The following is an 11,660-nucleotide window of genomic DNA, read 5'->3' as shown; positions in this document are numbered from 1 at the left end:
AAAGCGCCCGTTCATCCGGACATAGCTGATAGGTCCGGCGATCCGAACAGCGCCGGCAATAGGAGCGCGAGACCATGAGAATCCGCAATAGGCGCGATACCGGCCGCGAGAGCAGCCCTGTTTTCAGAGCGGGCCGTAGCACCCCATGGCGCGAGCTGCGAAGCTGAGGTGCAGCATGTCGATCACCTCCAAGGACCGCTCCCGAACCCCCGTGGCGTCCGGGCTATGGGCTGTCGTGTGGGAGTGGCTGGCCCGCCCGAATCGGTATCGAGCGGTTCGGGCGTTTCGGGTCGCTGCTGAAAGCGGCGACCCTAGCCGCCTGACACCGCTTTTGGACCCAGACGTCGCCGTGGTGGTCGACGCCGGCGATGCAGACCCCCCGACCATCCGCGTGGTGACGGGCACGCACGATGCCGTCCCGCTCCTTTTCCACGGTCTGGAGGTCCAGCCAGGTCGTCGAATTGCGGAACGCCCCGTCAACGGTCAGGCGGGTCTTCTTCTCTTTCGGGACGACGCGTCGGCCGCAAACATCACTATCGATTTCGCCGGGCGGCTCATCAGCACGGTGTGGATCCGCCTGCAGCCGGACAAACTGCGTCACTGGAATCGGATCTGACGGGTGCCGGCCCAGTGGTCGCCACAGCTGCCGATGTTGACCGTGCGGTCGCCGCTGCACGTGCCGCGTTGCCTGAATTGCCCCCTAGCCACGCGGTCGAGGCGGGTCTATATTCTTGACTGCGCCGCCGCCGTCACGAGCTGGGGTGCATGTCTTACAAGCGTCCACCTCGGTTGTGGAGCGCACCGTAAAGGTCTCGAATGCGAGTGAAGTCGCGCCTGCGGCGACTGCGGCAGGCGCCGAGCTAGAGGGCACAGTTACGAAAGCACAGTGCTGTGCTTCGTGGAGGTTGTCGTGAGTATTGCCTCGTTCACAGGAGCCGCTGAAGCGGATGGCGAATCAGCCGCCGGCAACATTTCCGACTCGCCGTTCAGCGCGGGCCGGGTCGAGGTCGAGGCCGAAGCGTCGACGTGGGCTGAATCCCGCGGCGCGCCTTACCTCTCCGCGCCGTTTGTCGGTGCGCTGGGTCGCCGGGAGGACACCGAGTACACCTCGGACGAATCCGACGCCCTCCTTTCCGAGCTCGATGACGAGTCGTTCGCCGAGGCGATCGACGCGCTCGTGGCGGAGGGGTCCGGGAAGTATCTCCAGGCCCTCGCCGGGCCGGGAGGGTCGTCAGGAGAGTTTGCCCGGGAAGCACCGGCGCGCTGGCTGGCCGAGGTGGCGCAGCATACGGACCGCGTTCTCAGTGAGCTCGATGCGCGCATAGGCGACCGCCCACTCGCATCGCTCCATGAACGCGACTTCGACGAAGCGCTTGGCTTTCTGGAAAGAGAATCCGGCTTCGTGTCACCACGAGACGCGCAAGAACTCTTCGGCTTTTCCATCGTCAGCAAGCTCAAGAAAGCGGCCAGCGGGGCTTTCGCCCTGGCCAAGAAGGGAGTCGCCGCCGTCGCCGGCCTTGCCCTCAAACCGGTGATCGCGCTGATCCGTGGCAAGGCGGCCGCGATCCTGAAGCTCGTCATGGATAAGATCGTCGGCTCGAAGCTCGCAGACAAGCTTCCACCGGCCCTGCGCCCGATCGCTCTCCGCCTGGCGAAAAGCTTCGGTGTGTCCGAGGCTGAGACCGACGACCTGATCGGCGGCGAAGCACTTGCGGAATGGTTCGACCGGGAGGTAGCCGAAGCATTGTCCTCCGACGAGGGGATCGCCGACGAGACGCCCGGACTGACCTTTGCCGGTGAGCTCGAACGCGAGCAGTTCGAACAAGAGCTTTTTACCGGATCAGGAAACGCGCCAGATCCGCTTGAGGCTCTCGACAGCGCGCGAGAGGCTTTTGCGCGCGAACTGCTCGAACTGCCAGATGGACGACCGCCGACCGAGCAACTGGAGAGATTCCTGCCGGCCGTCATGGCAGCCAAACCCGCGATCCGGTTCGCCATCTCGAAGATCGGCAGGCAGAGGATCATCAACGTCATCGCCCGGCCGATCGCCGCGCTCATCGAGGGAAAGATCGGAAAGCAGGCCGCAGCGCAACTGTCGACCCACCTTGCCGGCACCGGCCTCGGACTTCTCGGGCTGGAAGCCGAGTCCGGAGACATCCTCGGCACCGAGGCGCTCGTCGCGACCGCGGAGGACACGGCCAACCGCGTTCTGTCGCTGCCGGCAGAGTCTCTTGCCGACGAGTTGCTCGTCGCCGCAGAAGTGCAGGAGGCCTTCGCTGAAGCTGCGGCCAGAAATTTGCCCACCAGCGTCCTGCGCAGCGACATCGTCGACACCGAGGACGAAACCGAAGCCGGCGTGTGGTTGATGATGCCGCGGAGTTCAGGGCGTCGACATTATCGCTATCGGAAGCTGAGCCCGATCATCCCGCTGCGGGTGACCCGGCCGATGGCCCGAGCGGTCGTCCTGAGCGGAGGCGAAACACTCGAACGTCGTCTCGACGAGTCCGGCGAAGAGAACTGGCCGGTATCGGCGGAGCTCGAAGTCTATGAACTCCTCCCGGGAGGCACAGCCGGTCAGATCGCGGCGTTCGAGTCCGAGGAGCGTCCGTCAGACGCGCTCGGTGAATTCGCTGTCCTGACGGAGGTCGCCGCAGCCGCTCTCACCCGAAACCCCGCACTGGCTCGCGGCGGGGGATCCGCAGGAAGGCCTGCAGGACGTGGCAGCCGACTGTTCCGTCTGAAGGTACGTGGCGCCGCTATTCGAGGTCGGTCTCGGTTCTCACTCCGGACCGATTTCAGCACGGCGAACCCCCGGGTGTCTGTGCGGTTGTTCATCGGGGAGAGGGATGCACACGCGCTGTCCGCGCACGTTGCCCAGCGACACATGGTTCAGGTGATCGCCCGTGTTCGCGGCATCCTCGACCCGGCACTCGAGCAGGCGATGGCCCGCCGCCTCACCGCGATGCTCCGCAGACGGCAGGTGGTCCTTCCCGAGGGTCGGGATCGCGATCTCGCACGTTCCCTCATCGAGGGAATGCTCCGCGCGGTCGCCGCGCGGCTGCCCGAAGCTGCCCCTGTGCTGGCTGATGCGGCCCGTAACGCCGCATCAGGTATCACACTCGACTTCGACTTCGCCTTTCCCGACAAGGCCGCCGTCGGCAAATCCGGGACCACCGAGGCCACAGCGCTGCGCATCACACCGGGGATGAAGCGTGTCTGACGACGCCGATCGCAGGCAGACATTCAGCGAAGTCGCCCACTGGCGCACTGCGGTGGCGGGACTCGCCGACATGGATGCCGTCGCCTCGCCCGGATCGTGGACGGCGATGGAGTCCTATCTGCAGAGACGGGTCCGGTCCAGACTCGAGGGGATCGTGGCTCAGCTGGGCACGGAGGGCCGAATGCTCCAAGATAGGCTCGACGGCGGGGCCGACCTTGAAGACATCCGCCGCGCCGTGCTCGAGCTGAGGCGGCGGTACCTGCAGGTTGAGACCGTTCTCGATTTCTACGGCGACGCGATCAACAGCCGCACCAGCCCCCGGCTGCGCGACCTGCTCCGCGGGTACGACACTCTCGCGAGCGACAGCCTCGCGGCGATCCTCGGAAAACTGGGCATCGAACCGCCGCTGGCCTTGGTCTACATCGATACCGGCCTTGGCGCCGCGATCCTCAGGGCGGGAGTCCGCCTTTGGGATGCCGGCCATCCATCGCCGGCGGCTGCCGTCAAGCTGACCCGGCACAACTTCTTTTTCTCGACCTCGTTGTTTCACGAGACAGGACACCAGGTCAGTCATCTCACCGGTTGGGCGCCCGAATTGGCGGACACTCTGGAGGAACGCCTCACGCCTCGCTCGCGCGAGCTCGCGCAGGTGTGGTCCGGGTGGGCGTCCGAAATCGTCGGCGATGTCCATGCTTTCGTTCAGGCAGGATGGGCACCTGTCCTCGCCTTGAGCAACGTCGTAGACGGACCGACAGAGGCGGTGCTGCGCATCCGCCCTGGCGATCCTCACCCGTTCGCCTTCGCGCGGGTCATGTTCAATGTGGCGCTTTGCCGTCGATGGTTCGGCGACGGTCCCTGGGACGCGGTCGCGGCTGCCTGGATGCATCGGCACCCGCTGGATCGGGCCAGGGGAGAAGGCGCGGATGTCGCTCGCGCGAGCATGGCCGCCCTCGAAGACATCGCGGACGTCTGCACCCGCCACCCGATGGCGGCGTTCCGTGGCGCACCGCTCTCCTCACTGCTCGATCCCAGACGCGTCTCACCAGCCGCCCTCGAAACCTTCGCGCGTCAGGCAGGCCCCTCGCTCCTCACCTCGTCATACCTGCGTCGCCGCGAGTCACTGCGCATTCTCGCGATCCTCGTCACCCGCACCGCGCTCGACCCGGCTCGGTCGCTCGAGCATCGATCGAACATGGAGCGCTGGCTGGTCGACCTCGGCAACGACGCCGCGCGCACCTCGACGGATGCTTCCATCGCTCTGCCGGGGACGGCATCCGACGCAACGCTCTCGCCCAGCCGGGCGGCCTGAACGCACCATCGAAGGGAAAGATCATGACACAGAACCCCACGCAGTCCTCGGGAACGTCCAGTCACAGTTCAAAGAGTTCCGCTTCATCGGGCTCCGGCTCGCAACCCGACCCGAACACGAAGCTCCTTCAGGAGATCGCGTCGCTCACCCTTGCAGTCAAACAGCTCGCGGAGAGGAGCGCGCCGCCTCCGGTCGTGGCCGAGGACGAAGCGTTCCAGAGACAGGTCGACTTCGCCTATACGGCGTTGGGAAGCATGCTCGGCCGCGGCTCGACGTTCGAATCGGAGCTGCGCGTCGTCGAGGTGACACGGAGCCACCGATCGCTCACCTTCGTCGACCTGCACGGTGCGCGGGCTGCAAGGATACGCGCCCGGGTGGATGACGCCGACACTGTCACCGCGCTCGACAACCTCACGAATGGCACAGCAGTCACCATTACGTTCGATCCCGAGTACATCGAGGGGATCGAAATTCTCGACATCCCAGACGGTGCGGTCGTCGCCCTCGGCCGGCTCCAGCTCTGACTCCCGAGAGAGGAAACAACAATGTTTGACCAACTCGAGTCGTCGATCGTCGCCAGAACCGGCGGCACCCCGACCCCACAGAACCCCGCCGTCTTTCGCGTGAACCCCCGTCAGCTCGATCGCTGGCTGGAGGAGGCCTGGGCTGACGCGAGGCGCGCACCCCAGCTGCAAACGTCGAACGGAACCATCTGGAAATTTGTGGACCCGACGTTCATCGACGTCCTGGGGTTTCCCAGCAAAAAGTTCCCCGCAGAGCTGCCCGAGTCAGGGCTGTCCGCCTCTGCCGTTGCTTTCGCGAGTGCGGGGGCGAACGTGGTCCGCGAACCCCTGCTCTGGCACCACCTGATCTACGCCTACCTCATCGAAAGTACCGGTATCGTCGATATCTTCGCTCAGGTGCTTCGCCGAATTGTCTCAGGCGAGACACTCGGCACGCTGAGTCCGGAGAGCGTCGCCTGGGCACGCACCACCGAGCAACTCTTCTTCCGTGACCCGCCCGAGTTCGCAATAACCGGCGTCGTCAGCGAAGTGCGAGCGAACGCCCGCGAAAACCGCCGGTGGGCATATAGGCGGTTTTTCGGGTTGCCGCTGCCGCACGACATTCCTGAACCGTGGCGGCCACAGGGCGCTCCGGTCGACTGGAACGCTCTCATGGGTGCCGGATGGAATTCCGACTTCCGGCAGAAGTGGACGGATCTGCTGCGCCAGGTGTGGATCGGAAGCGAGAACATCAACAACTCCGGCGGTCCAAACCCGGTTGACCCGACCTATGTGGCGATGATCTGCCGTGCGCTGCACGACATGTTCACCAACCGCCGTCGCGGTGGTGCGCTCGCGAGGGAGGAGTTCTCGTACGTGAGCATGCTCAACTGGTTCCACCTCACCGTCGAGGACTCCACGCCAATCGTGGTCGACCTTCAGGCGGCCGCATCCAGCCCGGCGGATCGGCTCGCTGCCATTGCGGACCGCGTCGGTCTTCGATCGGCCCCGCGCTCCCGCGAGTTGTTCGAACTTGCCAGACCGGCGTCAACGATCCTCCGTGGCATCGAGGCGGGACTGTTCGACACCGCCACAGGTGCTCGAACGCTCTACCAGCCAGGAACCCAGATCGAGCGCGACATGATTACGATCGTGAACAACTGGCAGTCGGCGACCGGAGACTACGTCAAGGAGCCGAGACCAGCGGCGCCGGCCGGAGTACGGCCGACCGTTTCCGCCCAGCCGCTCCGCGTGCCGTCGCCGGGAGTGCTCGTCGGCGCGGAGGGCACGGTCCAGCCCGTGCCGCGCTCATGACAGGGTGGAACAGCCAAGGCAACGGCGACGAACTCCTGCCGGTGCGTCAACTCCAGGCTGGCGAACAGGCGGTCTTCGTCGCCGAAGGACCGCTATTCGGCAACCGTGAAAGCCGATTCTCCGCTGCCGTGATGGAGCAACTCGTCTCTCCGTTCGCTGCCGGTATCCTCGCCGAACGGGAAGAACGCTACGAGGGAACACCTCCGGGCTCGACCGTTCTCAAACGCGGCAGTTCGGGTGACGCCGTGGGCCGTCTCCAGACGAGGCTGACGGCATCCGGATTCCCCCTCCAGGTCGACGGAAAGTTCGGAGCCGGGACTGAAGCGGCCGTGAAAGCCTTCCAGACGAGGGTCGGCCTCGCCGCCGATGGGATCGTCGGAGCGCAGACCTGGACACGACTGGCCGCCGCCGGCGCCGGCTCCGGCGTCGCAGCGCCCGCTGCGAGCGCCCCCGCATCCTCCGGATCAACCGGCAGCGGGTCCAGCGTCACGGTCCCGAACGTGCAGCTCGGCACCCTCGTCGTCCGCGGTGGTGGTCGGAACTTCACCTACAAGTTCACGCCATCCGACCTGTTGTGGACAGCGAAACTGCTCGTGCACGAGACTGGCGGCAACGACGACGCCGACAGCGCTGCTGTACTGTCGGCGATGCTCAACCGCTTTGGGCTGTTTGCTCACACCAGCTACCCGACCTTCAGCGGCTTCGTGCGCGCGTACTCGACGACGCTGCAACCGGTGTTGATCAACTGGAGGGCTGCGCAACGCAGCATGAACAAGCCGGGCTACCGCAGGACAGGAGGGTTCTATGCCAAGAACCCGTCGATCCCGAAGGGCCAGTTGCAGAAACACCTCGACATTCAGGCGGCGCCGTGGGCCTCGGTCAAACCGGCGGCGAGAGCTCTTGCGCTCCGGGCATTGAGCGGGCGGCTCGCCAACCCGGGGATCGGGCTGGCAAGCGAGTTCGCATCGACCCGCGTGTACTACCGGCAAAATCACGGCGGCGCCGAACCCACGCTTGCGCAGTGGCGGCAATACACGATTGACACGGCCGCCCTGAAGAAGTGGCGATGGGTGGGCGATGTGGCCGGCATCGATCAACGTAAGAACGCGTTCTTCCTCGATCTGCGTGCCAAGGACCTTCCCGCGGATGCTGTGAAGGTGCTCCCCCCTGGCACCTCCGCGAGCGAACTCGAACGGGAGATGGAAGAAGATTCAGGGCACGACACAGGCCTTGAGGAAGCCGGGGAGGAGGAGCTGGAAGAACCGGCATTCGAGGAGCCAGAGCCTGAGGGGTGGGAGCTCGAGGGACTCGGATTCGAGGACGAGGGCGAAGACGAGGACGAGAACGAGGACGAGGACGACGAGAGTTCATTCGAGCAGACGGATGAGACAGTCGGGCGTCTCGCATTCGAACAAGAGTGGTTCGCCGACACCCGGAGGTGGATCGCGTCGACCATGGAAAAGGCCGTCGTCGCCGCGGAACTCGTCGCTGGGAAGCGCGACCTCAACGGCCTCACGAACAAGGTCTTCTTCCTGCGTCACCCGGACAGGCGGAACAGCAAACTCGGCAAGGGTGATGACGCGCTGAAGCGCGAGTGGCTCGCGATCCGTGACTCCTTCGTGCAACCGATTCTCTTGTCGGGTCCGAGAATCGGACCGATCCACGGCGGTCCCGCCGTGCAGAAGTCGCTGCCGTCCGGTGCCGTCATCAGTCCACTGTCGGTGAGCCTTCGTGGCCTGCGAGCGTCGCCAGCCCCGCGGACGGGCGCGCTTGGGTCGATCGTCGTGCACACCACAGGGGGAGGGCCCGCCTCGCGCTCGATCAAGAGTGGTTACAGCAAGGCGGCGGTCGAATACGCGCTCGACCACTACCTCACGGGCAAGGAGGGGTTCGCCCATTACGTTATCGATTTCAACGGCACGATCTATGCGACGGCGAGTGAGAATCGTCAGGCTGCACACACAACATGGGGAGGGGCGGGAGGTCGCGCTTACTTCAAGACGTGGAAAGCGCCCGACTGGTGGACTCGTGTGTGGAATCCGCTTGGAGCCCGTTCTCCGATCGATCTTCTGACATCGGGCGCCACCTATCCCAACCAACGCACCGTCGGAGTCGAGCTCGTCATGCTGCCCGGTTACGGCTACACCGATGAGCAGTACCGTTCGCTGGCCCGGCTCATCGTCGACGTTTCGCGGCGACATGGGCTTGCGATATCCGCAGCCCCTAGCATCGGTCTTCTCGGTCACGAAGACTTCTGCCCGTACCCGTACAAGGGTCTCGGTGGCCGCGAAAACGCTGGGGGCGGGTGGGATCCCGGAGCGCACCGTGACAAGCCGTACTTCGACTGGAGGCGCGTGTGGACGGAGATTCAGGGAGTCGCTCCCGGTTTCGGAGCCGCTACCAAGGAGCTGGAAGACGAGTGGTTCGAGGCAGAGAGCACCGGGCTCTGGGCGTACGAAGACGACGAGTCAGCGGACAGCGAAGGAACTGACGACGAGGATGCTGGTCGTGGCGGGTTTCAGGAGATGGCCCGCGCTGATTTCGAAACCGCTCCCTCTCGTGTGTCCTCGTTCGGGGCTCAAGCGATGACTCTGCCGATTGCCGAAGCGACTGATGCTTCGGCTGGATTACCGGAGGGCCCAAGCGAGGCACCGACCCCACAAGGGGATGTCAATCTCACTCTTACCGACCGAGAATCATCTCCATTTCACCTGACTTTGCTGCTCTCGGGGTGGGCGCCACTGCTTCACCTGCCGAACTCTCCGTTCCAATCCTGGCCGCCTGCCTGGTTCAACCGGCCGAGGGCGAAAATTGCAAGCCTGTCGGGCGAGCAATCCCCTTCAACGAAGCCGTACTGGCCGCTCCAGCTCATCGAGGATGGGCGAGGCTATGACGCCAATATGGACGACTTCACCGTCACGGTGAAGAAGGTTCCACACGTGAACGGTGCAGAACTCACTCCTGCGACGTTGATCGAGAAAGTGCGGCTCAACATCAACGACTTCATTGACACGGCCTATGCAACCTTCGAACCTCTGGACGCCGTTGAGGCGGACCTGTGGCGGTCGAACCATCCCCTCGGAGCGATTGTCAAAATAGACGCCATCGGGCCTGACAATTTCGCCGTGATGTGCGTCGATCATTGGGCGGAGGACCAGCGAGGCGGGTGGGTATTCGCGACCATGGAGACCGGGCCTCGGCTGGTGGGAAGGCATCCGCTGTGCGGCATCCGGTCGTTTGGAATCAACGAGACAGAGGGCGGATGGGAGGTCAGAACGCGTGCGATCGATAGATGGGATTCCGCGCTCGAGACGGTGGCGGGGCACATGATCGGCGCGCCTGCGCAGCAGGCACTGTGGGAGAGTCTTCAGCGGGGCGTCGCTCGGTTCGTCCGGGACCATGGCGGGATCGCCGTCGTCAACAAACCGATCATGCGCGCAGTTCAGTGGGCACGGATCGCGCAGTCGTTCAAGCGTTCCTCGAGCCCCATGAGCTTCTGAACCGTTGGGAATTCGAGACGGGTCGCATCATGCTTGGGTGCGGCTGCTGCGATGATGATGACAACCCGATGCCGATGGATCCGAGGCATTCGGTTTCAGTCGGGATTCAGTGCCCAAGTGTGGCAGTACCGGCTGTCCAATCCGACCAGGTGGCTGTCCTGCCGCCATGGAGACGGCGAGTTTGACTCAACGGTGGCGTGTGTCTTCGAGCCATGGAACAGTGGCGACCAAATACGACTGGACCTCGTGTCAGGAGTAGCGGGGCTACATCCAATCGCTCCGTGGCAGTTCACGTGCTCAGGCGACCTCATATCTCAAGATGTGACGTTGCTTCGGATGTCCAAGCAGCTCATCAGGCCATTCGAACGCCTCGCGAGGAGGACGTGAGCCCCAAGGGCGAGCCGAGCCACAAAATTCGCGTCCTAGTTCTCTACAGGGAACCTCACGACGTCCGCGGGCAACTTTAGAGCTGACCAAAAGTCCGAAGAATGTCCTACCCGTCTGCGTAATCTGAAGGAGTTCTGGCCGGCCCAGTGGCGCTTCTACATAACGGAGGGTTTCGAGATATTTGACGAATCGTCTTGCAGATGGTGGATCGAGTGCAGCTCCATCACCGAGGTTGACGAGGGAGTTAAACCCCTAAGGGTCCCCTTTGAGTCCATTCAGGGGATGAGGCGGTTTGCGCGGTAGCGATCGAAAAGGTCGGCGAACGCCTGATCCGTCCGACGGAAACTGAGAAATCCTGCGGCGCGGCTTTTGCCCATATCGGTGACGACTTCCATCTCCCGTCCGAGATCAGCATCCGTGTGCCACCACGAGGCGAGCCGGGATATATCGTTTTCGATCAAGCCATGCTCGGCTGCGATCGCTGGCCAGTGATGAACGTGCTCAGCCATCTGCAGCTCCAGCGGCCGTGCGCGCTCCTCGAAGCCGACGACCTGCTCTGCGGGCACGCCGAGAAGGTCCGCGAGCCGCGGCCACATCCAACGCCAGCGGAAGACGTCTCCGTTGACAATGTTGAATGCCTCATTTCGGCCAGCAGGCTGGGTCGCGGCCCAGACCATCTGCTCAGCCAGGACCCCCGCATCGGTCATGTCAGTGAGACCGTTCCATTGAGCCGCGCTGCCGGGGAAGGCGAACGGCAGGTCGAGGTGTTTCGCCAAGGTCGCCTGGACGGCGATGGTCAATCCCATGTTCATCGCATTGCCGACGGCGTGGCCGATGACGGTGTGCGATCGATGCACCGACCAAGTGAACCCCTGGAGTGCGGCCGCAGCGAAGAGCTCGTCCTCCTGCGCGTAGTAGAAGTTCGGGGTGTCGAGCCGGGCGGCTTCCTCCCGGAAGGGAGTATCGGGCATTTCTCCCGCGGCGTACGCCTCGAAGGGTCCGAGGTAGTGCTTGAGCCCGGTGACGAGTGCCACATGTTGTAGCGGTGCATGCTCGAGCGCGGCCAGGAGGTCCCGGACCATCGCGCCGTTGATTGCAATGTTCTCGGCTTCCGTGGCCTGACGCTGCCAGGCGGTGAAGAACACGTGCGTCGGGCGTTCGGCGGCGAGGGCAGCTCCCAGGCTTGCCGGATCGCGCAGATCGGCGGTGATGCCTCGCACATTCTCGCTGCTCACAGCCCGACGAGACAGCGCCAGTACCTCCCATCCGTCATGGCTGAGGAGGTCGACGAGGGCCGACCCGGTGATGCCGGATGCACCAACCACGAGCGCGGTCCTCGATCCGTTGGCAGAACTATTCGGGTTTGCGGTCATCCTCGTTACAAGATGACAGTGGAACGCTCTATTCCTTTGGCGAACCCGGCGGAG

7 protein-coding genes are annotated in these 11,660 nt (G+C 64.2%); 6 read left to right on the top strand and 1 reads right to left on the bottom strand.

Annotated features, from left to right (window positions below; genetic code table 11):
• Window positions 1–175 precede the first annotated feature (175 nt).
• The 6 genes from AC1M2K_RS15750 (at window position 176) to AC1M2K_RS15725 (ending at window position 9,846) form a co-directional block, all read left to right on the top strand.
• Complete coding sequence (locus tag AC1M2K_RS15750; protein WP_480241677.1) at window positions 176–616, top strand: sigma-70 family RNA polymerase sigma factor family protein; 441 nt, start codon at window positions 176–178, stop codon at window positions 614–616.
• Window positions 617–910: 294 nt separating this feature from the next.
• Window positions 911–3,220: a hypothetical protein gene (locus tag AC1M2K_RS15745; protein ID WP_480241676.1), complete on the top strand. Its 2,310-nt coding sequence runs from the start codon at window positions 911–913 to the stop codon at window positions 3,218–3,220.
• Window positions 3,213–4,529, top strand: a complete 1,317-nt coding sequence (locus AC1M2K_RS15740) for a hypothetical protein (RefSeq protein ID WP_480241675.1) — start codon at window positions 3,213–3,215, stop codon at window positions 4,527–4,529. The genes AC1M2K_RS15745 and AC1M2K_RS15740 overlap by 8 nt, the downstream gene beginning before the upstream one ends.
• Before the next feature lie 23 nt (window positions 4,530–4,552).
• Window positions 4,553–5,053 carry a hypothetical protein gene (locus tag AC1M2K_RS15735; RefSeq protein ID WP_480241674.1) on the top strand — a complete coding sequence of 167 codons (501 nt, stop codon included), beginning with the start codon at window positions 4,553–4,555 and terminating at the stop codon, window positions 5,051–5,053.
• 21 nt (window positions 5,054–5,074) lie between these two features.
• A complete protein-coding gene (locus AC1M2K_RS15730) occupies window positions 5,075–6,346 on the top strand; it encodes a hypothetical protein (RefSeq protein WP_480241673.1) in 1,272 nt (423 codons plus the stop codon).
• Complete coding sequence (locus AC1M2K_RS15725; RefSeq protein ID WP_480241672.1) at window positions 6,343–9,846, top strand: peptidoglycan recognition protein family protein; 3,504 nt, start codon at window positions 6,343–6,345, stop codon at window positions 9,844–9,846. Before AC1M2K_RS15730 ends, AC1M2K_RS15725 begins: the two co-directional genes overlap by 4 nt.
• Window positions 9,847–10,508: 662 nt before the next feature.
• Here the strand turns inward: AC1M2K_RS15725 and AC1M2K_RS15720 are convergent.
• A complete protein-coding gene (locus AC1M2K_RS15720; RefSeq protein WP_480241671.1) occupies window positions 10,509–11,606 on the bottom strand; it encodes an SDR family oxidoreductase in 1,098 nt (365 codons plus the stop codon).
• Window positions 11,607–11,660: the final 54 nt, after the last annotated feature.

This window comes from Mycetocola sp. Y171 (assembly GCF_056713165.1).
Note: the sequence above shows the minus strand (reverse complement) of the source record. Positions and strands in the feature narration are given on the sequence as shown.

Coding starts and splice junctions, on each gene's coding strand:
- AC1M2K_RS15750 (WP_480241677.1), top strand. CDS start 176: ATGTCGATCACCTCCAAGGACCGCTCCCGAACCCCCGTGGCGTCCGGG.
- AC1M2K_RS15735 (WP_480241674.1), top strand. CDS start 4,553: ATGACACAGAACCCCACGCAGTCCTCGGGAACGTCCAGTCACAGTTCA.
- AC1M2K_RS15730 (WP_480241673.1), top strand. CDS start 5,075: ATGTTTGACCAACTCGAGTCGTCGATCGTCGCCAGAACCGGCGGCACC.
- AC1M2K_RS15725 (WP_480241672.1), top strand. CDS start 6,343: ATGACAGGGTGGAACAGCCAAGGCAACGGCGACGAACTCCTGCCGGTG.
- AC1M2K_RS15720 (WP_480241671.1), bottom strand. CDS start 11,606: ATGACCGCAAACCCGAATAGTTCTGCCAACGGATCGAGGACCGCGCTC.